Raw genomic sequence first — 26772 nt, forward strand, 5'->3', positions numbered from 1 at the left:
GTAGACCGACAGGCCAGCGATGGCCCGGCCGATCACCGAACCTGTTGCCGCGGCGACCGTTTCGGCGTCAAGTACGCGATGCGTCACGTGCACGGTGGTCTCGGTGATGCCGTACATATTCACCAGTCGCGGCCCGGTCGCGCCGGGCGATCCGTCGCCGTGGCGGGCCATCCAGTCGCCGAGGCGACGCAGGTCGAGTGCCTCGCCACCGAATACCACGTAACGCAACGCCAAAGGTGTTGCGACACCGGCGTTCCGGTCGGCCTCGATCAGTTGGTAGAACGCCGAGGGGGTCTGGTTGAGCACCGTGACCCGCTCGCGGTGCAGCAATTCCAGGAACTGCTCGGGAGAACGCGACACGAAGTAGTCGACCACCACCGAGGTACCGCCATAGAGCAGCGCACCCCACAGCTCCCACACCGAGAAGTCGAAGGCACTCGAGTGGAACAACGTCCACACATCCTCGGGGCCGAAACCGAACTCGCGATCGGTGTTCGCGAACAACCGCACCACATTCCGATGCGACACGACCACACCCTTCGGGCGGCCGGTCGAACCCGAGGTGTAGATCACGTAAGCGGTGTTCCCGGCACGCAGCGGCCGGATCCGATCGGCATCGGTGATCGGCCCCTCGCCCGCGTCGACCAGATCACCGGTCTCCACACCGAAGCCGTCCATCGACACGACCGCGATGTCGCCGAGCAACTCAGTGTCGGCACTACCGTCGACGATCACGCTCGACGGGGCAGCGTCCGACAACACGTAGGTGATGCGCTCCGCCGGGTACGACGGGTCGATCGGCACGTAACCCGCGCCGGACTTGACCACCGCGAGCAGCGCGACCACCAGATCCAGCGAGCGCGGCAGCAGCACCGCGACCAGCTGTCCCGGCCCGGCGCCCTTGGCGATCAGCTTGCGCGCCAACTGATTCGCCCGCTGATCCAATTGCGCATAAGTCAATTCGTCATCGACGAAACGCACCGCAACCCGATCGCCGTAGGCCGCCACGGCCGCATCGACCAGCGTCGAGAGGGTGGTGGTCGGATCGGCGAACAGACCGGTGCCGCCGTCGCTGCCTGCGGAGACCCAGTGCTGCAACACATTCGAACGCTCAGTCGCGCCGAGCAGGTCGATGTCCCCGACGGGTGCGTCCGGTGCTGCGGCGAGTTCGGTCATGACCCGGACCAGCCGCTCTGCAACCCTGGCGACGCTGTCCGCGTCGAACAGGTCACTGAGGTAGCTGGCCCGCACTCGCAGCTGCGTATCCAGCGAGGCGATCAGCGTCAGCGGATAGTGCGTGGCATCGGCAACCTCGAGGCCTGCGACCGCCATCCCGTCGATATCGGCGGCTTGGGCCCGGATTCCTTCAGCGTCAACCGGATACGACTCGAACACCATCAACGTATCGAACAGACCACCGACACCAGTCGCGGTCTGGATCTCGGTCAACCCGATGTGGTGATGATCCAGCAGATCGGCCTGCTCACCCTGCAGGCGGGTGAGCAGCGCCCGCGCGGGCTCGGCCGGGTCGAAGGCCACCCGCACCGGCACGGTATTGATGAACAGACCGACCATGTTCTCCACACCGTTCAACTCGGCCGGACGGCCCGAAACGGTGGTACCGAACACGACATCGTGCTGGCCTGTCGACCGGCCCAGCACCAGACCCCACGCCGCCTGCAACACGGTGTTCACGGTGACACCCAGCTCCGGGGCGACTGCGGTGATGCCCGCGGTCACGGCCTCGTCCAGCTCGAAGCGATACTCGCCCGACAGCGTCGTGATCTCGTGCCCGGTATGCGGATTCGCCAGCAGCGTCGGCTCCGAAACACCCTGCAGCGCACGGGTCCACGCAGCCAGCGACACGGCGTTGTCCTGCTGCGCAACCCAGTCCAGGAAGTAGCGGTAGGACCGGACCGGCGGCAGTACCGCGGAATCGGCGTTGGTGGCATACAACACCAGCAGATCCCGCATGAGCAACGGCATCGACCAGCCGTCGAGCAGGATGTGATGGTTCGACACCACCAGTGACCACTCGTGCTCGCCGACCTGGATCAGGGTGAACCGGATCAGCGGCGGTGCGGTCAGGTCGAACCGCTGCAAGCGATCGGCCTCGACCAGGTCATCCGCTTGGCCGGTCGACCGGCGGTCGAGCTCGGACCAGGCCACCTGGACACCGTCCAGGACCAGCTGCACGGGGTTGCCGTTCGCATCCGTGACGAACGCGGTGCGCAGGTTGTCGTACCGGTCGACCAGCGCCTGTGCCGCCGACCGCAGTCTGGTCGCGGACAGCCGCCCGGTCAGGGTCAGCACCGCCTGCGAGGTGTAGACGTCCACCGACGACGCCGCCAACTGCGCATGGAAAAGCAGACCCGCCTGCAGCGGCGACAACGACCATGCGTCGGTGAGCGCGGGGAATTGCCGCTCCCAGCTGTCGATATCGGCCTGCGTGCTGGACACCAGCGGGAAATCGGACGGCGTGTGACCGCCCGCGTCCACCGTATCCGCATGCCGTGCAACCGCTTCCAGCGCTCGCACGAACAGTCCGGCGAATTCGGCGACTTGTTCGGCGTCGAGCAGCGTTGTCGGATAAGCGATCCTGGCACCCAGCCGGTCGTTATCGACACCCGCGTTGATGTCCAGCGGTGCCATCGCGGGCATATCCGCGTCATCGGCACCGACCAGGTCCGCGAGTTCGGGCGCGGGGAGCCAGCCGAAGCCACGCAGCGCCTCCGGCGCCGCGCCCTCGGCGAACCGGCCGAGGTAGTTGAAGCTGATCTGCCCCGGCATCCGGTCGGGCAGCGACGTCGCGGTAGCCGTGTTCAGGTAGCGCAGCAGCCCGTAGCCGACACCACGATCGGGCACCGCGAGCAACTGCTCCTTCACCGCCTTGACGGCACGGCCCATCTCGACACCGCCCGCCAGCGCGGCATCGATATCGATGCCCGCCAGATCGAACCGCACCGGGAAAATCGCGGTGAACCAGCCGACCGTGCGCGACAGATCGGCGCCCGGCACAACGGCCTCTTCGCGGCCGTGACCCTCGAGGCGGATCAGCGCGGAATCCTCGCGGATACCCAGCTGAGCACGCCATGCCGCGACCGCCACCGTCAACGCGGTGAGCAGGCCGTCGTTCACGCCGCCGTGGAACAACGCAGGAACCGTGGTCAACAGGGACTGAGTGACCTCCGCGGACACCTCGACTCGCACGGTGTCGACCACACCCGCCACGTCGATGGCCGGGTCGTATGCCCGCGCGGACAACAACGGGTCGGGCCCGTCGACCATGCCGCGCCAGAACTCCAGTTCCCCTGCACGATCGAGTGCGGCCTGCTCCAGTGCGTGCGCCCACGTGCGCATGCTCGTGACCGGCGCTTCCAGTTGCGGGCTCTGCCCGGCAGTCAGCTGGCCCCAGGCGGTAACGAAGTCCGGCACCAGCACACGCCAGGACACGCCGTCCACCACCAGGTGATGCGCGACCACGATCAGGAATCCGGCCCGATCCGTGGCACCGGCTTCGCTGTCCGCCGCGGTGACCGGTTCCAGCCACGCGAACCGGATCACCACGCCCGCTTCGGGATCCAACCGATCCAGGGTGGCATCCAATGCCGCAGAGGCGATCTCGACCAGCTCGTCATCGGATGTGTCGGCGTCGAATCCGGTGTGGTCGATCAGCGCGTCCACCTCGACCGTGCCAGTCGCCGCGGTCTCAACGCTCCACGCGGAACCCTCGTGTCGAACCAGCTGCGCGCGGAGCATGTCGTGCCGATCGAGCACGGCCGCGACCGTCGCGACGATCCCCGCCCGGTCGATACCGGCGGGCAGTCCCAGTGACACTGCCTGATGGAACCGGTTGTAGGAACCGGGACGCTGCACCATGAAGTGCTCCACCGGGGTCAGCGGCCTGGCGCCGACGCCGCCACCGGGCAGCTCCTGAAGCACCGGCACCGAATCCGAATGCGCCGCCGCGGTTTCCGCGACAACAGCCAAACCAGCGACGGTGCGCTGCTCGAACACGTCACGCGCGGAGAACAGCACGCCACGCGCCTTGGCGCGGGACACCAACTGAATCGACACGATCGAATCACCGCCGAGCGCGAAGAACGAATCATCCACACCGACCCGCTCCGAACCCAAGACCTCGGCGAACAGATCGGCGATGAGATGCTCGATCTGATTACGCGGCGCCAGATAGGCCGTCTCGGTGCTGAACACCGGCTCCGGCAACGCACGACGATCCAGCTTGCCGTTGGCATTCAACGGCAACTCATCCAGCACCATGATCACCGAAGGCACCATGTGCGACTGCAGACGACCCGCCAGGTATGCACGCAGCGCGGCCACCTCGATCGGCACGGGCGAGCCCGACTCCTGGGTGGCGGGCACGACATAGCTGACGAGCTGGTCGGTACCCGCGTGCGCGACCACGACGACAACAGCTTGTTTCACCGATTCGTGTGCGGTGAGCGCGGATTCGATCTCACCGAGCTCGATGCGCATACCGCGCAACTTCACCTGGAAGTCGGTTCGACCCAGATAGGTGATCGCGCCGTCGGGGCCGCGGCGCACCAGGTCGCCGGTGCGATACATGCGCGCACCGTCGTCGCCGAACGGGGCGGCCACGAACCGGTCCGCGGTCAGATCAGCACGCCCGAGATAACCACGCGCGAGCTGATCACCAGCCAGATACAGCTCACCCGCGACACCGACCGGCACCGGGTTGAACCGTGCATCCAACACATACGCCTGCGCGTTCCACACCGGCTTGCCGATCGGGACCGCACCGACCACGCCGGCCGCTGGCGCGTGTGTGGCATGCACGGTGAATTCCGTTGGGCCGTACAGGTTGAACAACTGCGCCGAGCTCACCCGACCGAACGCGGCGGCGGTGTCGGACATAAACGCCTCACCAGCCACCAGCACCGCACGCAACGACGACAACGCCGCACCCTCGACCGCACCCGCGAACACCGCGAGCATCGAGGGCACGAACGAAGTCATCGTGACCTGCTCCTCGGCGATCACCGTCGCCAGGTACTGCGGATCACGATGGCCGTCCGGTGCGGCAACCACCACACGACCACCAACGATCAACGGGCCGAACAACTCCCACACCGACACATCGAAAGTCACCGGGGTCTTGAACAGCACAACATCCGCGGCGTCGATGCCGTACTCGCCGGTGATCCACCGGATCTGGTTCACCACCGCCGAATGCGGCACCAGCACACCCTTCGGCCTACCGGTCGAGCCCGAGGTGAAGATCGCGTACGCCGGATGCGAAGGACGCAACGGCGCACGCCGATCGGCATCGGTCAACGGCGTGCCCGGGTAGGCCGACAAGTCCAGTTCATCGAGGACGAGCACGGACTCGCGCGGCGGCAGGGCAGCGCCTGCCGTCGAGGTAGTCAGCACACAAGCCGGATCCGCTGTCGCCAGCACGTATTCGATTCGTTCGGCGGGCTGTTCTAGGTCGAGCGGCACATAGCCACCGCCCGCCTCGGCGATCGCGTAGATCGCGACCAGCAGGTCAAGCGACCTGGGTATCCCTACTGCGACAAGGGTTTCCGGACCGACACCCACCTCGACCAGGCGATGCGCCAAACGGTGCACTCGACCTGCGAAGTCGGCGTAGGACAGACTTGTCCCCTCGGAGATCACCGCGACCGCGTCGGGGGTCCGCTCGACCTGGTCGGCGAACACCTCCACGAGGGTGCTGCCCTGACCCAGCTCACGCCACGATTCGTTCCAGCCCAACAGTTCTCGTGCTGTCTCGGCGGCATCGAGCAGCGGAATATCACCGACCGTGACCTCAGCGTCGGCCGCGACGGCGGTCAGCACCCGAGTCCACTGGCGCAGCATCGCCTCGGCGGTGGACTCGTCGAACAGATCCGTGGCATAGGTCAAAGTGACCGCCATGCCCGCGGAGCGGAAGGCGGCGTCCGAGTCGGCGTCCGGGATTTCCGACAGCGTGAACTGCAAATCGAAGCGCGAGGTCGAGGTCTCGACCTCCAGCTCCGACACGACGAGACCCGGCAGCTCCAAGGTGGCGCGGTCCAGATTCTGGAACGCCAGCATCACCTGGAACAACGGATTACGCGCCTGCGACCGCTCCGGCGCCAACAACTCAACCAGCCGCTCGAACGGCACATCAGCGTGGCCGAACGCCTCGAGATCCTGGTGGCGTGTATGCGCGAGCAGCGTGCTGAACGGCGTACCGAGCTCGAGCTCGGTACGCAGCACCAAGGTGTTGACGAACATGCCCACCAGGTCATCGAGCGCGGCCTCACCACGCCCCGCAACCGGCGTGCCGACCGCGACATCGTCGGTGCCCGCGAGACGGCCGAGCAACACCGCCAACGCGGCGTGCGTGACCATGAACAGCGAAACACCCTGTGCCCGAGCGACACCTTCGAGTGCCGCGATCAGCTCGACCGGCAATGTGGTCGTCACGGTCGCGCCGCGGTACGACGCGATCGCCGGGCGCGGCCGGTCGGTCGGCAGCGTGAGTTCCTCCGGGCTGCCAGCCAGCTGCCGCTGCCAGTAGGCAACCTGCTTGGCCAGCAACGACTCCGGATCATCCTCAGCGCCGAGGACTTCGCGTTGCCACACCGCGAAATCGGCATACTGCACCGGCAACGGCAACCACTCCGGCGCCACACCCTGAGTACGCGCCAGATAGGCAGTCATCACATCCCGGGCCAACGGACGCATCGAGAAACCATCCGCAGCAATGTGATGCACGACAACGACGAGCACGTGCTCGACCGCTAGCGACTGCTTGTCAGGTCGCTCGAAATGATCGGCCTGCAGCTGGAACAGCCTGGCCCGCACCGGCACTCGCTCGGCCACATCGAAACCAGCGTCGACGAAGTCGGTCGCCGCGGCCAGCAACTCGCCCTCCGAGATCGGATAGGCGCGCAGCTCTATGGCGAGCTGCTCGGCCGGGACAACGACCTGCACCGGGGTGCCGCCGTGCTCGGGATAGCGGGTGCGCAGCGACTCATGCCTGCGCACCACGTCCGACAGCGCCGATTCCAGTGCGGCGGTGTCGAGTTCGCCCGTCAACCGGATCGCCAGCGGCAGATTGTAAGCAGAGGACGACTTGTCGAACTGGTTGAGGAACCACATACGCTGCTGCGCGAACGACAACGGCACCAACTCACCCGCCGACCGCGACCGCGCCACCAACCGCGCACGAGCGCCTTCACCGGTGTGCGATTCGAGCCGGGTGGCCAACGCCTCCACGGTGGAGGCATCGAACAGCACCCGCAACGGCACCTCGGCGTCCAACGCCACACCGAGCCGCGCGGTAACCCGCGTCGCGATGAGCGAGTTGCCGCCCAGCGAGAAGAAATCGTCGTCGAGGCCGACCCGGTCGACGCCGAGCAGGTCGGCGAACACACCGGCGACGATCTCCTGCACCGGGGTCACCGGCGCACGGAACCCACGCACCTCGAACACCGGCTGCGGCAACGCCTTCCGATCCAACTTGCCCGAGGCGTTGAGCGGGAACGCGTCCAACACCACGAAGGCCGACGGGACCATGTAGCTCGGCAGCTGCGCGGCCAGCGCCGCCCGCAGTGCGTCGACGTCGATCCCCGCGTCCGCAGCGACCAGGTAGGCGACCAGCTGCGCGCCAGTGCGCTCGTCCTCACGCACCACCACCACGGCCTGGGCGACCGACTCCTGCGCGATGAGCGCGGACTCGATGTCGCCGAGCTCGATCCGCAGACCACGCACCTTCACCTGGAAGTCAGTGCGCCCCAAGTACTCCAGCTCACCAGTCGATTCCTCATCGACCGCCGCGATCCAGCGCACCAGGTCACCGGTGCGATACATCCGCGCACCGTCACCGAACGGGTTGGCCACGAATCGATCCGAGGTCAGCTCCGGCTGCCGCACATAACCGCGCGCCAACTGATCACCTGCCAGATACAACTCGCCCGGTATGCCCGCCGCGACCGGATGCAGGCGCGCATCCAGCACATAGACCTGGGTGTTGAACACCGGACGACCGATCGGCACCGACACCGTGTCGGCATCGACGACCTCGTGGAAGGTCACATCGACCGCGGCCTCGGTCGGTCCGTACAGATTGTGCAACAACGCACCGGTCAACTCACGCAGTCGCTGCGCGGTCGGTGCAGGCAGCGCCTCACCGGAGGCGAAAACATTACGCAGGCTCCCACATTCACCGACCCGCAGATCAGCAACGAACACCGCCAGCATCGACGGCACAAAGTGGGCCGTCGTGATGCCCTCGTCCATGATCAACTGGGCCAGATAAGCCGGGTCACGATGCCCGTCCGGCTTGGCGACCACGAGCCGCGCGCCGACCTGCAAGGGCCAGAAGAACTCCCACACCGACACATCGAAGGTGGCAGGCGTCTTCTGCAACACCACATCACCTGCGGTCAGGCCGTACTGGGCATGCATCCACACCAACCGGTTGACGATCGCCGCGTGCGAGACCGCAACGCCCTTCGGACGACCGGTCGAGCCGGAGGTGTAGATGACGTAGGCCGTGTTGCCGGGGCGCAGCGGCGCCAACCGATCCTCATCGGTCACCGGGGCATCGGAGAACCCCGACACATCCAGGGTGTCGATCTCCACCTGACGCACAGTCTCCGGCAACACCAGCTCGTCACGCGACGTGGTCAAAACACACACCGGCGATGCGGTGTCGAGGACGTGGGCGATGCGCTCAGCCGGATGATCCGGATCGATCGGCGCATACGCACCACCAGAAGCCACCACCGCATACATCGCGACCACCAGCTCAGTCGAACGCCGCATACCAAGCGCGACAAGCGATTCCGGTCCAACACCCTCGGCGATCAACCAGCGCGCGAGTCGCCGCGACTGCTCCGCGAACTCGGCATAGGACAGACTCGTCCCCTCGAAAGTGACCGCGACCGCATCCGGTGTCCGCTCCACCTGGGCCTCGAACAACGAAACCAGCGTCGCTGGATCGATCGTGTACTCAGTGGCATTCCACCGATGCAGCACCAGCGATCGTTCCTCGGCACCCAGCAGGTCGATATCACCGACCGCTACCTCGGCATCCGCGACCACAGCCGCCAGCATCCGATCCAACCGCCGCGCAAACTCGGCGATCGTGGCTCGATCGAACAAATCCGTCGAGTACGAGAACGCCGCCGACATTCCCGCGGGTTCACCCGCGGCGTCCGTCGTTTCCTGCACCATCAGCTGCAGGTCGAACTTCGCCAGGTCGTCCTCGTATTCGAGGCCGTGCACCGCGAGCCCTGGCAGCTCCAGGCTGGTCTGCTGCAGGTTCTGGAACGACAGCATCACCTGGAACAATGGATGACGCGCCTGCGAGCGCGCCGGGTTGAGCACCTCGACCAAACGCTCGAACGGCACATCAGCATGCGCGAACGCCTGCAGATCGGTATCACGAACTCCGGCAAGCAGATCCGCGATGGTGTACTCGCCACGGACCTCGGTGCGCAACACCAAAGTGTTGACGAACATCCCCACCAGATCATCGAGCGCAGCCTCACCACGCCCCGCCACCGGCGTACCGATCGCAATATCCTCAGTACCCGACAACCGCGCCAACAACACCGCCAACGCCGAATGCACAACCATGAACAACGACGCATTATGCGCCCGCCCGACCTCGACCAACCCACGCTGCGTCTCAGCCGAAATCACAAACGGATACGAACCACCCCGATAAGAAGCCACCGGCGGACGCGGCCGATCCGACGGCAACACCAACTCATCAGGCAACTCCGCCAACTGACCCGTCCAATAACGAATCTGATTGGCAATCAACGAACCCGGATCATCCTCCGAACCCAACACCTCACGCTGCCACAACGCATAATCCGCATACTGCACCGGCAGCGGCTGCCAGCCGGGTTCGCCGCCCGCGATACGGGCGGTGTAGGCGACCATAACGTCCCTGGTCAGCGGTCCCATCGAGAAACCGTCGGCACTGATGTGATGCGCAACCAGCGCGAGCACATGCTCGGTGGGGCTGAGCTCGAACAGCTCGACCCGCAACGGCACCTCGGTGGTGACGTCGAAGGCGGACAGCACCAGTTCCATCAGGCGCTGCGGCAGTTCGCTTTCGGAGACAACAGTCGCCGTCAGCTCGCGGGTGCCGTGGCCGATCGGCGCGATCACCTGATACGGCTGCCCATCCACCTCGGGGTAGTGGGTGCGCAGTGATTCGTGCCGGTCGATGACATCGATGATCGCGATCTCGAGCGCGGCGACCTCGAGTTCACCGGACAGGCGGATCGCGACCGGGATGTTGTTGACCGCGGACTCGGCGGCATCGGCGCCCGCGGAGAACCGGTTGAGGAACCACATCCGCTGCTGCGCCAGCGACAGCGGCACCCGCTCCGGACGCTCACGCGCCACCAGTTCCCGTCGCGCGCCGTCGCCGACATGGGATTCGACCCGCGCGGCCAGGGCGCCGACGGTCGAGGCCTCGAACAACAGTCGCACCGGCACCGAGGTGTCCAACGCGCTACCCAACCGCGACGCCACCTGAGTGGCGATCAGCGAATTGCCACCCAGCGTGAAGAAATCATCATCCACACCAACACGTTCGACACCGAGCACCTCGCTGAACACCTGTGCCACGATCTCTTCGATCGGCGTCGAGGGTGCACGGAACTGGCGTACCTCGAACGCAGGCGCAGGCAGTGCCCGACGGTCGAGCTTGCCCGTCGGCGTCAACGGAACCTGATCGATCACGATGATCGAGGACGGCACCATGTAGCTGGGCAGACGTCGGCCCAGGTCCCCGGACAATTCCGCGATATCAACCGAATGTCCTGGCACGAGAACCACATACGACACCAGCATCGTCATACCGGTGGTCCCGGCATGGCCGACCGTGACCGCGAAATCAACACTCGGATGCGTGGTCAGCGCCGCGTCGATCTCGCCGAGTTCGATGCGGAAGCCACGGATCTTGACCTGGAAGTCGGAACGGCCCACATATTCGACCGCACCAGAAGCGGTCCAGCGCACCACATCTCCGGTGCGATACATCCGTTCATCAACAGCGAACGGGTTCGCCACGAATCGATCGGCGGTCAGCCCGGCCCGGTCGAGGTAGCCACGCGCCAGCTGGATACCCGACACGTACAACTCACCGGCCACACCCACCGGCACCGGCTGCAACCGTGAATCCAGTACCAGCGCTTGCATACCCCGGATCGGGCCGCCCACGGTCACCCGATCACCCGGCGACAGCGCGTTGCTGATATTGCTGGCAATTGTTGCCTCGGTCGGACCGTACGCGTTGAAAAACTGCCGTCCACCCGCAGGCGCATCGACGGCAGCGAACTTCGCGATCAGATCGGCCGAAACCGCTTCACCACCAGCGATTATCACCCGCAGGCCTGCCAGCGCGGCCGGATCCATCGACGCAAGCACCGACGGCGTCAACATCGCATGCGTGACCCGCTCGCTGCGGATCAGCTCGGCCAATTCCGCACCGCCGTACATGCCCGGCGGCACCACCACCAATGCGCCGCCACCACCGACTGTCAGCAGGAACTCGAGAATCGACGCGTCGAAGCTCGGCGAAGCGAAATGCAGTGCCCGAGTAGCACCGTCCAGCCCATACCGCTCGTTTTGCTCGGCACGGAAATTCGCGAGGCCCGCATGGGTTACCACCACGCCCTTGGGTTTGCCCGTCGTACCAGAGGTGTAGATCACGTAGGCAGGATGCTGTGGCAACAACGACCGCGAACGAGTCCAATCGGTCACTGCCGCATCGGAATACGAGTCCAGATCCAGCTCGTCGAGCACCAGCCAATCCACCGAATCCGGCAACTGACCCCGCACCGCCGACACCGTCACACCGACCCGGGCACCCGAATCCGACAGCATGTACTCAATACGATCACTCGGCAGATCCGCGGCAATCGGCAAGAACGCCGCACCCGACTTCGCCACACCCCACGTTGCCAAGTACGACAACTCCGAGCGCGGCACCGTCAACGCGACAATGTCCTCGGCACCGACACCGCGCTCGATCAGCAACCGCGCCAAACGATTCGAGCGAGAATCCACCTCGGAGTAAGAGAGACTTGTCCCCTCGAACACCACCGCGGGCGCTTCCGGATCACCGGCAACCGCCTCAGCCAACAATTCCGGCAACGTCCACGCCGGCGCAGCAGCCGACCCACGACGCGCAATCAACGACGCACGTTCACCCGCACCCAAGATATCGATATCCCCCACGGGGACACCGGGATCGCGGGAGATCTCCTCGAGCACACGCACCCACCGCTCAGCGAAGCCGGCAGCGGTCGACTCATCGAACAGATCCGTTGCGTACGTCAGGTGCAGCGTCCAGCCACCATCAACAGCTTCTGTCAGGGTGAACTGCAGATCGAACTTCGCAAGCTCGACGTCGAGCTCCTCGGCACGCACCGAAAGACCGTCGAGCTCCAGCGCGGGTTCGTCCAGGTTCTCCAGCGAAAGCACCACCTGGAACAGCGGGTGCCGTGCTTGGGAACGCGCCGGATTCAGTACCTCCACCAACCGCTCGAACGGCACATCCGCGTGCCCGAACGCCGCCAAATCCGTCTCACGAACACGACCCAAGAAACCAGCAAACGACTCCCCACCCTCAACACGCGACCGCAACACCAACGTGTTGACAAACATCCCGATCAAATCATCGAGCGCCTGCTCACCACGACCAGCAATCGGCGTACCGATCGCCACATCCTCAGACCCCGACAACCGCGCCAACAACACCGCCAACGCACCATGCAACACCATGAACAACGACGCATTGTGCTGACGACTCAACACCACCAACCGCTGCTGCGTCTCCACCGAAATATCCGCAGTCACCCGACCACCACGGAAACTCGCCACCGCAGGACGCGCCCGATCCACCGGCAACACCAACTCATCCGGCAAATCCACCAACTGCGCAGACCAATAACCAATCTGCTGCGAAATCAACGACTCCGCATCATCCTCACCACCAAGAACCGCACGCTGCCACACCGCATAGTCGGCGTACTGCACCGGCAGCGGCGCCCACGCGGGGGCTTCGCCCGCGGTGCGGGCGGTGTAGGCGAGCATGACGTCGCGGGCCAGCGGCGCCATCGACCAGCCGTCGGAGGCGATGTGGTGCACCACGAGCGCCAGCACGTACTCCGACGTGCCGAGCTGGAACAGCCGTACCCGCAGCGGCAGGTCGGTGGTGACATCGAAGCCGGTGGACGCCAACGTGATCAGATGCTCGGCGAGGTTGGCTTCGGTGACCCGGAGCAGTGCCACATCCGGCACGCTCTCGCGCGGGTCAAGCACCACCTGCACCGGCCCGGTGGCGCCGTCGACCTCAGGGAAGATGGTGCGCAGCGACTCGTGCCGCTCGATCACGTCACCGAGGGCGGCCTGCAAGGCGGCGACGTCGAGGTCACCGGTCAACCGGATGCCGACGGGCATGTTGTAGATCGCCGCGTCGGTGTCCATGCGGTTGAGGAACCACATCCGCTGCTGCGCGAACGACAACGGCGTGAGCGCGTTCGGATCCCGCCGCAGCAGCGGGATCCGGCTGCCCTGTCCGGCCTGGTCCGCCAGCCGCACCGCCAACGCCGCCACCGTCGACGCCTCGAACAGGATGCGCACCGGCACGGTGGTGTCCAACGCGGCACCGAGCCGCGCGGTGACCTGGGTGGCGACGAGCGAGTTGCCGCCGAGCGCGAAGAAGTCGTCGTCGAGACCGACCCGGTCGGCACCGAGCAGATCGGCGAAGACACCGGCCACGATCTCCTGCACCGGCGTCACCGGCGCACGGAACTCACGCGCCTCGAACACCGGCTGCGGCAACGCTTTCCGATCCAGCTTGCCCGAGGAGTTGAACGGGAACTCCGCCAACACCATCAGCGTCGAGGGCACCATGTAGGACGGCAGTCGACGCTGCAGCTCGAAGCGCACCGCCTCGACATCGACCGCGCCTTCGACGTATCCGACCAGCTGATCACCGGCCACGGTCGCCACGACCTGCACCACGGCCTGCCGCACACCGGGGCAGTCCAGCAACGCGGTCTCGATCTCGCCGAGCTCGATGCGCTGACCGCGGAACTTCACCTGGAAGTCGCTGCGGCCGATGTACTCCAAGACGCCAGAAGTGTTCCAGCGCACCAGGTCACCGGTGCGGTACATCCGCTCACCGGCCACGCCGAATGGATCAGCGATGAACCGATCGGCGGTCAGGTCCACCCGGCCTTCGTACCCGCGCGCCAGCTGCACGCCTGCGAGGTACAACTCGCCACGCACGCCGACCGGCACCGGCCGCAACGCCGAATCCAGCACGTATGCCCGGGAGTTCCACACCGGCCCGCCGATCGGCAGCGACGCAGGCATGACCTCGCCGACCTGGCCCGAGGTGACGGTGATGGTGAACTCGGTGGGACCGTAGGTGTTGAACACCGCCGCATCCGAGATCCGCCGGAACGCGGTGGCGGTAGCCGGTGGCAACACTTCACCACCGGCGAGAACCGTACGCAGCGAACGGCATTCGTCCGGCGAAGCGGTAGCGGCGAAGACGGCGATCAGCGACGGGACCATCTCCATCGCGGTCACCCCGTGCCGCGCGATCAGTTCGGCTTGGTACCTCGGGTCACGGTGGCCGTCGTGGGTGATGATGATCGCGCGTGCGCCGATCATCAACGGGACGAACATCTCCCATGCCGAGGGGTCGAAGGTGAACGGCGTCCGCTGCAGCACCACATCGGTCTCGTCCAGCCCGAATTCGCCGATCATCCAACCCATCTGGTTGGCCAGTGCGGCATGACTGATCGCCACGCCCTTCGGGCGACCGGTAGAGCCCGAGGTGTACAGCACGTAGGCGGTGTTGCTCGCCCGCAACTGCCCACGTCGCTCACCTGCCGTCACCGGCGCATCGGAATACCCGGCAAGATCCAGCTCGTCGATATCCCACACCGGAACGGCGCCAGCGGTTTCCGCGCCGATGCCGCCGGAAACACCTGCGGCGTCACGAGCGGTCAGCACGCACACCGGCCGCGAACCGGCCAGCACGTACTCGATCCGGTCGGCCGGATGATCCGGATCCACCGGCACATAACCACCACCGGCGGTCAGCACCGCGTAGACCGCGACCAGCATGTCCACCGAACGGCGAATACCGACCGCCACCAACGCATCCGGGCCGACGCCCGCCTCGATCAGCTTGCGCGCCAACCGGTTCACCCGCGCGGAGAACTCCCCGTAGGACAGCGTCACGCAGTGACTCGATGAGGGGTGGTGGTCGGGCGACGGGTGGGCAAGGGTCTTGGCTACCGCGTCGGTACCCGGATCGAAGATCACCGCGACCGCGTCCGGCCGCAACCGCACCTGGGCCTCGAACAGATCGAGCACACTCACCAGATCCGGTACCGCGTGGGCGGTCTGGTTCCACTGCTGCAGCACCACGGCCCGCTCGGCGTCATCGAGCAGATCGATGTCACGCACCCGCCGCTGCGGATCTTCCGCGATCAGCGCGAGCACGCGCAGATACCGGTCGGCGAGCTTTGCCACCGTCGCGCCATCGAACAGATCGGTGGCATAAGACAATTCAGCGACCATGCCGCTGTTCGCCTCGCCGGATTCCTGGATGTTCAACGACAGGTCGAATTTCTCGGTGCCGACCTCGACATCGATCGCCGAGACGCGCAGGCCGGGCAGTTCGAACGTGCTTTCCGGCAGGTTCTGGAAGGAGAGCATCACCTGGAACAACGGATGACGCGCCTGCGAACGCGTCGGATTCAGCACCTCCACCAAACGCTCGAAAGGCACATCCGCATGGGCAAACGCATGCAAATCCGCATCACGCGTCGCCGCAAGCAAATCCGCAACCGAATGATCACCACGAATCTGGGTGCGCAACACCAACGTATTGACGAACATCCCCACCAGATCATCGAGCGCAGCCTCACCACGCCCCGCCACCGGCGTACCGATCGCAATATCCTCAGTACCCGACAACCGCGCCAACAACACCGCCAACGCCGAATGCACAACCATGAACAACGACGCATTATGCGCCCGCCCGACCTCGACCAACCCACGCTGCGTCTCAGCCGAAATCACAAACGGATACGAACCACCCCGATAAGAAGCCACCGGCGGACGCGGCCGATCCGACGGCAACACCAACTCATCAGGCAACTCCGCCAACTGACCCGTCCAATAACGAATCTGATTGGCAATCAACGAACCCGGATCATCCTCCGAACCCAACACCTCACGCTGCCACAACGCATAATCCGCATACTGCACCGGAAGCTCGACCCACGCCGGGTACTCCCACAGCGTGCGCGCGGCATAAGCGACCATGACGTCGCGTGCCAGCGGCGTCATGGACCAGCCGTCGGTGGAAATGTGGTGCACCACCATGCCGAGCACATACTCGGATTCGCTGATCTCGAACAGCCGCGCGTGCAGCGGCACTTCGCTGGTGACGTCGAAGGCCAGGGACGCGAGCTCGATCAGATGATCGAGCAAGGTTGCCTCGGTGACCGGAACGGGCGTCAGGTCGGGAACGATCTGTGCCGCATCGAGAATCACCTGCACCGGACCGGAAGCGGTGTCGGGGAATACTGTGCGCAGTGATTCGTGCCGGTCGATGACGTCGATGACCGCGATCTGCAACGCCGCCACATCCAGCTCACCCGAGAGCCGGATAGCGACCGGAATGTTGTTGACGGCCGACTCCGCCGCATCGGCGCTACCCACCGAGAACCGGTTGAGGAACCACATCCGCTGCTGCGCCAACGACAACGGCACCCGCTCGGGCCGCTCACGCGCCACCAGCTCACGCCGGGCCCCGTCACCGACGTGCGACTCGACCCGAGCCGCCAGCGCGGCCACCGTCGAGGCCTCGAACAACAGTCGCACCGGCACCGAAGTATCCAGCGCGCTGCCCAACCGGGAAGCGACCTGGGTCGCGATCAGCGAATTACCGCCGAGAGTGAAGAAGTCGTCGTCGGCGCCGATCCGCTCGACGCCGAGTACCTCGCCGAAGACCTGAGCGACGATCTCTTCGATCGGCGTCGACGGCGCACGGAACTGACGCACCTCGAACACCGGCGCAGGCAACGCCCGACGATCCAGCTTTCCGGTCGGCGTCAACGGAACCCGATCGATCACGATGATCGACGACGGCACCATGTACGCGGGCAGGCGCCGCGCCAGATCCCCCGACAACTCCGTGACATCCACCGAATGCCCCGGCACCGCAACCACATACGACACCAGTACGGTCACCCCCGCAGGACCCGTGTGACCCACCGTCACCGCGAAATCCACACTGGGATGCGTGGTCAATGCCGCGTCGATCTCGCCGAGTTCGATGCGGAAACCACGCACCTTCACCTGGAAGTCCGAACGACCGACGTATTCGACTGCACCGTCGGCAGTCCAGCGCACCACATCGCCCGTGCGATACATCCGCTCATCAACGGCGAACGGATTGGCGACAAAACGCTCTGCGGTCAAACCAGCACGATCGAGGTAGCCCCGCGCCAACTGAATGCCCGACACGTACAACTCACCCGCAACGCCCACCGGCACCGGCTGCAACCGCGAATCCAGCACCAGCGCTTGCATACCCCGGATCGGACCACCGACGGTCACCCGATCACCCGGGGACAGCACACCACTGATATTCGACGCAACCGTCGACTCTGTCGGGCCGTACGCATTGAAGAACCGACGAGACACGCCCGAGCCTTCGTCCGCCGTAGCGAACTTGGTCAGCAGATCGGCCGAAACTGCTTCACCACCGGCGATCACAACTTGCAAACCGGCCAATGCCGCCGGGTCCATCGACGCAAGCACCGACGGCGTCAACATCGCATGCGTGACCCGCTCGGAGCGAATCAGATCGGCAAGCTCAGCACCGCCATAGACGCCCGGCGGCACCACCACTAATGCGCCACCGCCGCCGACGGCAAGCAGGAACTCCAAAATCGACGCATCGAAGCTCGGCGAAGCGAAATGCAGTGCCCGAGTAGAACTATCGAGCCCATACCGCTCATTCTGCTCGGCACGGAAATTCGCCAGACCGGCATGCGTGAGCACCACGCCCTTCGGCCGACCTGTCGTACCCGAGGTATAGATGACATACGCGGGATGCTGCGGCAGCAATGCGCGCAGGCGCGCCGAATCCGTCACCACCGCATCGGAATACGAGCCCAGATCCAGCTCGTCGAGGACCAGCCAGTCCACCGAATCCGGCAACTGATCGCGTACCGCCGACACCGTCACACCGACCCGCGCACCCGAATCAGACAGCATGTACTCAATACGATCGCTAGGCAGATCCGCGGCAATCGGCAAGAACGCCGCACCCGACTTCGACACACCCCACGTCGCCAAATACGACAACTCCGACCGCGGCACCGTCAACGCGACAATGTCCTCGGCACCGACACCGCGCTCGATCAGCAACCGCGCCAAACGATTCGAGCGAGAATCCACCTCGCCGTAAGACAGACTTGTCCCCTCGAACACGACTGCGGGCGCGAGCGGATCACCGGAAGCGACCTCGGCCAACAACTCCGGCAACACTCGTGCCCTCGCAGCCGGAGCCCCGATACGCGTGACCAAGCCCGCACGCTCACCCACACCCAGAATTTCGACATCCCCCACCGGGACCGACGCATCAGCAGCGACGGCCTCCAGGAGTCGCACCCAGCGTTCCGCGATATCGGTGGCGGTCGACTCGTCGAACAAGTCTGCGGCATAGGTCAATTCCAGCGTTGCGCCGCCGCCGGACGCGTCCGAGACCACGAATTGCAGGTCGAACTTCGCCAGATCGACCATCAACTCCTCGACCTGGACGCTGGACCCCTCCAGCTCCAGTCGAGCCCGGTCCATGTTCTGCACCGAGAGCATGACCTGGAACAGCGGGTGCCGTGCTTGGGAACGCGCCGGATTCAGTACCTCCACCAACCGCTCGAACGGCACATCCGCGTGCCCGAACGCCGCCAAATCCGTCTCACGAACCCGACCCAAGAAACCAGCAAACGACTCCCCACCCTCAACACGCGACCGCAACACCAACGTATTGACAAACATCCCGATCAAATCATCGAGCGCCTGCTCACCACGACCAGCAATCGGCGTACCGATCGCCACATCCTCAGACCCCGACAACCGCGCCAACAACACCGCCAACGCACCATGCAACACCATGAACAACGACGCATTGTGCTGACGACTCAACACCACCAACCGCTGCTGCGTCTCCACCGAAATATCCGCAGTCACCCGACCACCACGGAAACTCGCCACCGCAGGACGCGCCCGATCCACCGGCAACACCAACTCATCCGGCAAATCCACCAACTGCGCAGACCAATAACCAATCTGCTGCGAAATCAACGACTCCGCATCATCCTCACCACCAAGAATCGCACGCTGCCACACCGTGAAATCCCGGTACTGCACCGCGAGCGGCGCCCAGTTCGGCGCCTCGCCAATAGCCCTGGAGAGGTAGGCCTGCGCCATGTCCTGCGCGAGCGGCCCGAACGAGAAACCGTCGACGGCAATGTGGTGCGTGACGACAGCGACCACGTACTCCCGGACGCCCGAGATGGCGAAAACCCGTACCCGGATCGGCAGTTCGCGGGAAACGTCGAACCCGACCTGCGCGAACTCGAGCAGGTGCGCGCGCAGGTCCGCCTCGTCGACGCTGTGCACGTCGATGTCGAGGTTCACCTGGTCCATCGGCAGCACCTGCTGGTAGCCACCGCCACCGGAGGCGGGGAAGATCGTGCGCAGCGACTGCTGCCGCTCGATCACATCCGACAACGCCGCGGCGCACGCGTCGATGTCGATCTCACCGCGCAACCGCATCACGAACGGCAGGTTGTAAATCGGTGCGGTGGGATCGAATTGGTTGATGAACCACATCCGCTGCTGGGCCAGCGACAACGGAACCCGATCCGGCAACTGCTGGGCCACCAGCGGCGGCCGCGGCGCGACGTCGGCGCCACCCGCGGCTTCCGCCCGCGCCGCGATACCGGCCACGGTCGGGGTCTCGAACAGCGCCCGCACCCCCAACCGGACACCGAACGCGGCCGACACCCGCGCGACCACCTGAGTCGCGACCAGCGAGTTGCCACCCAGATCGAAGAAGTCGTCGTCGACGCCGACCACGGGCAAGCTCAGCACATCGGCGAAGACCGCGGCGACGACCTGCTCGGCCTGCGTGCGCGGGGCCCGATAGCCTGCCGCGCCGACGGCGAACACCGGCTCCGGCAACGCTTTTCGATCCAGCTTGCCCGAGGTGTTGAGCGGGAACGACGCCAACGTCATGACGGCGGCGGGGACCATGTACGAGGGCAACCGCTCGCCGCCGAACTTGGTCAGCTCCACCGGATCGATCGACAAGCCTGGCGCGGGAACCACATACGCCACCAGCTGCTGACCGGTCGCGGTATCCATCACCAGCACAACGGCCTGCGACACCGCAGGATGCGCGAGCAGCACCGTCTCGATCTCGCCGAGCTCGATGCGCTGGCCGCGGAACTTCACCTGGAAGTCGGTGCGGCCGATGTACTCCAGCGAGCCTGCTGCGTTCCAGCGCACCAGGTCTCCGGTGCGGTACATCCGCTCGCCGTCGGCACCGAACGGGTTGGCGACGAACCGATCGGCCGTCAGGTCGGGCCGCCCGCGGTACCCGCGCGCCAATTGCCGTCCGGCGAGGAACAATTCACCCGCCGCACCGATCGCGGTAGGCCGCAGCCGCGAATCCAGCACGTACATTTCGACGTTCCACTCCGGCACGCCGATCGGCACCGTCACCGTGTCGGCGGCGGTCACCTTCCAGTAGGACACCGACACCGCGGCCTCGGTCGGGCCGTACAGGTTGTGCAGACTCGCGGAGCTGATCGCGCGGAAGGCGGCGGCGGTCTCCGGCGGCAACGCCTCACCGATCACGAATACCGCACGCAGCGAGGCGCATTGGTCCTTGGTCGCATGTGCGGCGAACACCGTCAGCATCGAGGGCACGAAGTCGGTCACCGTGACGCCGTGCCGCGCGATCGCGTCCGCGACGTACAGCGGGTCCCGATGTCCGTCGGGCGCGGCGATGACCAGTTTCGCGCCGACCATCAGCGGCAGGAAGTAACCCCACAGCGACACATCGAACGTCGTCGCGGTTTTCTGCAGATACACATCGGCTGCGGTCAGTCGATATTCGTCGAGCATCCACAACTGCTGATTCACGATCGCGCGATGACTGACCGCGACGCCCTTGGGCCGACCCGTCGAACCGGAGGTGTAGATGACGTAGGCCGTGTTGTCCGGGCGCAGCAAGGCCGAACGATCCGCGTCCGTCACCGGAGCATCGGAGAACTCCGACACATCCAGGGTGTCGATCTCCACCCGGCGCACCGTCTCCGGCAACACCAGCTCATCACTGGACGTGGTCAGCACACAGACCGGGCTCGCGGACTCGAGAATGTAAGCAGTGCGCTCAGCCGGATGATCCGGATCCACCGGCACATACGCACCACCGGCCTTCAGCACCGCATGCATGCCGATCACCAGCTCCAGCGACCGCCGCATACCCAGCGCAACAAGCGATTCCGGACCGACACCATCCGCGATCAAGAACCGCGCCAACCGGTTGACCCGCGCACCGAACTCCGCATACGTGAGTTCCGCGCCCTCGAAATCGAGCGCGATGTTCTCCGGCGTCAACGGGATCTGTGCATCGAGCAGCGCAGGCAGCGTGGTGTCGCGGACCCGATGACCCGACGTGCCCCACACCGACAGCGTGCGGGAGAACTCCGCCTCGGTCGTGATCGGCAGCTCCCAGACCGGCTCATCCGCGCCCGCGGCAAGCAGCCGATCGAAGAACTCCAGGAACCGCTCGCTGTGCCTGCGCGCCTCGGCCGCGGTGTACAGGTTCGGGTTCGTCTCGAAGTCGATGTGGAAGCTGTCCCCACCCATCGACTGATAGAAGTTGACGCTCAGATCCTCGATCGACCCGGTGGACAACACGTGCATGTGCCCGGTCGTCTCGCCCAAAGCGATCTGGTTGTTGAACAGCATGATGTTCACCCAGGGCCCGAAGAACTCCTTGGTGACCGCGCCCGCACCCGCGCTGTCGCGCCGGATGTCCTCGTGCCGGTAGCGCTGATGCCGCAACGCGCCGGACACCTCGACCGTCACCGCCTGCAGCAATGCGGCGACGTCCATGTCGTATCCGATGTGCAGCCGCAACGGCACGATATTGGAGGTGAAACCGGCGGCGCGGCGCATCACCGCGGTGGTCCGCGCGGTCACCGGCAGGCTGAGAATGACTTCTTCGCTGCCGGTCCACTGCGCCAGGTACGCCGCGAAGCCCGCGAGCAACAGCGCCGACGGGGACGAATTGTGCCGCTGCACCGCGGCATCCAGCAACTGACGCCTGCCGCGCGACAATGCCGCGCCCGCAACGAAGTTCAGCGGCGCCGGGGGCGCGGACCGGCCTGCCAGGCTGGTGCCCTCCTCCAAGCCCGCCACCCGCTCGGCCCAGTAGGTCTTGTCGGATTCGAACCGGGTGCTGTCGCGGTAGGCGAATTCGGTATCGACCAGGTCCCGCAGGTCCGTGGCTTTTGTCTGCGACGGCTCAGTGCCGGTGGCGTAAGCGGTGTACAGCTCGGCGAGGCGGTTCACATAGGTCATGGCCGAAAAGCCGTCGAGGACAATGTGATGCGCGCGCAGATAGAAGAACCAGTGCTGCTCGTCCAGCTGCAGGGTGGCCAGCCGGATCAGGCGATCCTGGAACGGATCGATGGGACGGCTGTATTCGGCGCGCATCCACTCGTGTGCGCGCGCCTTCGGGTCGGCCGCCCCGCGCAGGTCGATGTAGTAGATGCTGTCGCGGTCCGGGATGGTGGGGTCGATGTACTGCATCGGCTCACCGTCGACCTCGGTGAGGCAGATCAGACCGGACCCGATCTCGTTCGACGCCTCGATGGCGACCCGCCGCAACAGCTCTCGATCGAGGTCGCCGGTTAGATCGACGTACTGGGCGATGGTGATCGGCACCTGCGGATCCAGCGCCTGGGCATACCAGATACCCAGCTGTGCCGGGGACAGCGGGAACAGGTCCTCCCGCGCAGGTGCAGGCACGACCACGTTCTCCATCTCGCCGTTATCGTCGAAATTCACCCGATCCACCCGACCCTCAATCCTGGTGCGCTGTGCTGCGCGACTTCGCTACGAGATTTCGACCGAATCGATCGATGGTTGTTCTCAATGTTGGGGCGTGCGGTACGCGTCAACATACGTTCAGCTCGCGGTTGAGCACGTGCGCCAGCGCAGCGGCGCCACCCTCGCCGAGGTACTCGTCGACGTAGGGCTTGGTGAACAAAAATGCACTCAACTCGCTGAGTTCGGCACTCCTGGAATCCCACATGCGCAGGCCGAACGGGAACTCGCGGAGTTGTTCCCGAATATCCGCGTCCACGAGCCTTCTGCCCCACCCGACCATTTCTTCCTCGGTCGAGAGGTCGGGGTATTCGAATGCCTCGGCGGTGATGCGCAGTGCACTGCTGACCGGCAGCGCGGTCGTCAGGTCGCCGCGCGCAGCCGCCCAGTAGGCGGGCACCGTGTCGATCGTGCGCTGGCCGAGCATGCCGCAGCCGCCGGGATCCGTCCCGATCGACATGCCTGCCGGGCGATACGGGTCCGAGATGAGTGCGCATCCGGCGATCTCGACTCCGGCGAACCCGCCTCGGCACACCTGTGCGGCGACATCACCAGCGATGGCAGCGCCCTGCGCGTAGCCGGCGAGCACGACCGGCTCGCGACAACGCATGACTTCACCGATGAGTTCGGTCTTGCCGCTCGCTCCGGTCTCCGACGTCGAGACCAGGCGCGGCCGGAACCGGGCCGGATCCAGCGCAGCCGCAAAAGTATTGGTCACCGGATGCGGCGTCGAGGCCCAACTCGCCCCCACGATCAACACGTCGATCACCGGGACCCCGCGCCGAGGACCGTCGTCTGCGTCGCGCCAGCGGACACGGACCCCCCTTTCGATCACAGACTCCACGTACATCTAGCAGGATGCCCGAGCAGCCAGGGTGATTACATCGCCGCACAGGGTGAGGTCGTGTGCGGCAAGTGCACAGCCCGCGGGCCCCTGCCGGGCAGAGCCGAAGGCAATGGTCAGCGGCGCCGTCGCAGAGGTGACGCCGCGAGCACAACCGGGCGCGGCGCGGCCGCGGCGGGCAAATCACCCCGCAGGGGTGACGACGTCACCCTGAATTGCGGGCGATGATGATCACCGTGCACCACCCGAGCCCATCGACGACGCCCGAGGACTGAGCCAGCATACAGCGCACAACCCCATAAACAGGGACGGAGTCGGCTTGCGGGCAACGAGCCGACCCCACGTTGACAAAACCGACTCGGCTGAGGTGTGGTGGAACCATGCACGCAGTCGAGCCGTCAGCTTCGTCATGGTCGGGCTACCCTCCGGACCAATGCGGTAACCGGGATTTCCAGACCATCCAGCTCGGCGACCGACGCGATGCACCGCACACTTTCGACACAACGACAGCCGCACAACAGCCGGATACCAGCCTAATACGGCAAGACCAGCAGGATGCCGTCTTGGCCGAACGGGCCAGGATGGCCAGAGAGATCCACGATGTGCTGGCCGGCTCGCTCGGTCTGCTCGGCATCCAGCTGGAAGTGCTGCACACCGTGCTCGCCGACCTCGGCGATGTGGACAGCGCACTGAAGTTGCTGGTCGAGCTGCAGCAGACGGCACGCGAAGGACTCAAGGAGACGCACCGCGCCGTGCACGGGCTGCGCTCCGAGCTCCGGCCGCTCGACCAGGAACTCGCCGCGCTGGTGGACCGGCACCGCGAAGTCCAGCACACCGACGTGACGCTGACCGTCGCGGACACACCGCAGTGGCCTGCACCGGAGACCGCGCTGGCGCTGGTGCGGGTGACCGGCGAAGCGCTGGTGAACGCCGCCAAACACGCACCACACCAACCGATCACCGTTGCGCTGCGATACGAGTCGGGCGACGTCGTGCTCACTATCGAAAACCCGTTGGACCACAACGTTTCCGATCAGCGGTACCGAACAGTCGACGGCGGCTACGGGCTGCTCGGCATGCGGGAGCGGCTGTCACCGCTCGGCGGCACGGTCACCGCGGGGGCCCGCCAGGGACGGTGGGTGGTCACCGCGCGAGTACCGAACTGACGTCGAGCGCCGGACCCGCGAAGCAGCGCACAACCCGGCACGACGACGACAGTCACCCCCCGTGCGGTGACGAAACGCACGGTAACGAAACGGCCAAACCGACCGACTACGCTACCGAGCCCGCTATCCGATAGGCCAGGAGAGTTCGGTTGCCGCCAGTCACGCCAGTACCGCCGGTTATAAAGGATGATGAGGTGAATCTGTCCCTGGAGGTTTCGCCCGCACCGGTCCAGATCACCGATCAGGCACTGTCGACATCGCTGAACCTGCTCCCCGGCGACCGAGACGTGCACGACATGTCCGACACTAAGGGGTGGAACGTGAACGCGGCGATGGATGCCGAAAGGCCGTTGCGGATCATCGTTGTCGACGACCAGGCCAGCGTCCGAGAGGGCTTAGCCCTCATGCTCAATGTGCTACCCGACATCGACGTGGTTGCCACCGCCGCCGACGGACAACAGGCCCTCGACCGAGTTGCCGAGCACAACCCGGATGCCGTGCTGCTTGATCTGCGGATGCCGGTGCTCGACGGTATCGAGACCTCGACCCGATTGGCCGCCGACCACCCGGACGTCGCCGTCGTCATTCTGTCGACCTACGCTGACGACGCCTCAGTGCTGTCCGCGCTGCGCGCCGGCGCCCGCAGCTTCCTGACCAAGGACGCCGATCGAGCAGGCATCGTCCGAGCGCTGCACTCCGCGGTCGGCGGCATGGCCGTGCTCGACGCGCGCGTGCAGGACACCCTGCTCGCCGCCGCCCGCGGCCTGCCCGAGCCTGCCCAGCAACTACCCGACGGGCTGACCCGCCGCGAAGGCGAAATCCTCTCGCTCGTCGCCCGCGGCATGACGAACACCGAAATCTGCGAAGCACTCTTCCTCAGCGCGAACACCGTCAAGACCCATATCAACCGGATCTTCGCCAAAACCGCCTCGCGCGACCGCACCGCCGCCATCGACTACGCCCGCCGTCACGGACTCGCCTAGCAATACGCCGTCGGTTTCTTGTCGGCGAACGGCGTTTTCGCTGCTGGTGCCGGTCCTTGTGATTGCTGAACAATCGCTGCGGATGTGATCGACAATCAGCGAGGAGATCAGCCATGACCAGGACCGACGAAAAGCTCAGCACGGCCGGGATCGAAGAAATGCTCCTGGACTACTTCGAACTGCTCTACACCCAGAATATGAGCCTGTTCGATCGGGTGTTCCACCCTGCGGCAGTGCTGTACTCCGCCCAGGACGGTGAGGTTGTCGTGCGTTCGCGCGAGGAGTACCGCGAGCTCATGCTGGGGCGGCGGTCACCGCTGCAGAACAACGCGCCGCGGTACGACGCGGTGCTCCGGATCGATATGTTGTCGCCGGAGATGGCGATGGCCAAGGTGCGACTACGGCTCAACGACAACGTCATGGTCGATTTCCTGAACCTGCTCTTGGTCGACGGCGAATGGACGATCGTGGCAAAGCTGTATCACCGGGATGCCACCATCATCGACACGCCCTAGGACCGCGTGGCGAAAACCCGGCCCGACCTGCACCGATT

The 26772-nt window shown here is 65.5% G+C and carries 5 protein-coding genes; 3 read left to right on the forward strand and 2 right to left on the reverse strand.

From position 1 onward, the window contains the following. Positions 1–23187 (reverse strand): non-ribosomal peptide synthase/polyketide synthase (locus NA11_RS10290; protein ID WP_141717512.1); only part of this gene is annotated, 23187 nt, incomplete at its 3' end. A gap of 109 nt (positions 23188–23296) precedes the next feature. Next, the gene (locus NA11_RS10295; protein WP_141717513.1) at positions 23297–24061 is read right to left on the reverse strand and encodes a hypothetical protein; all 765 of its coding nucleotides are present in this window, start codon (positions 24059–24061) and stop codon (positions 23297–23299) included. 572 nt (positions 24062–24633) lie between these two features. On the opposite strand from NA11_RS10295, the gene NA11_RS10300 reads away from it, so the two are divergent. The 3 genes from NA11_RS10300 to NA11_RS10310 all read left to right on the forward strand — a co-directional run bounded on the left by NA11_RS10300 (position 24634) and on the right by NA11_RS10310 (position 26734). Beyond that, positions 24634–25236: a sensor histidine kinase gene (locus tag NA11_RS10300; RefSeq protein ID WP_167837614.1), complete on the forward strand. Its 603-nt coding sequence runs from the start codon at positions 24634–24636 to the stop codon at positions 25234–25236. Positions 25237–25430: 194 nt separating this feature from the next. After that, on the forward strand, positions 25431–26219 hold the full coding sequence (locus tag NA11_RS10305; RefSeq protein WP_245745808.1) for a response regulator: 789 nt from the start codon (positions 25431–25433) through the stop codon (positions 26217–26219). A gap of 113 nt (positions 26220–26332) precedes the next feature. Then, on the forward strand, positions 26333–26734 hold the full coding sequence (locus NA11_RS10310) for a nuclear transport factor 2 family protein (RefSeq protein ID WP_084654479.1): 402 nt from the start codon (positions 26333–26335) through the stop codon (positions 26732–26734). The last annotated feature ends 38 nt before the right edge of the window (positions 26735–26772 follow it).

Origin of the sequence: Nocardia altamirensis NBRC 108246 (genome assembly GCF_001612685.1) — a bacterium.
In the GTDB taxonomy this organism is placed as follows: Bacteria; Actinomycetota; Actinomycetes; order Mycobacteriales; family Mycobacteriaceae; genus Nocardia; species Nocardia altamirensis.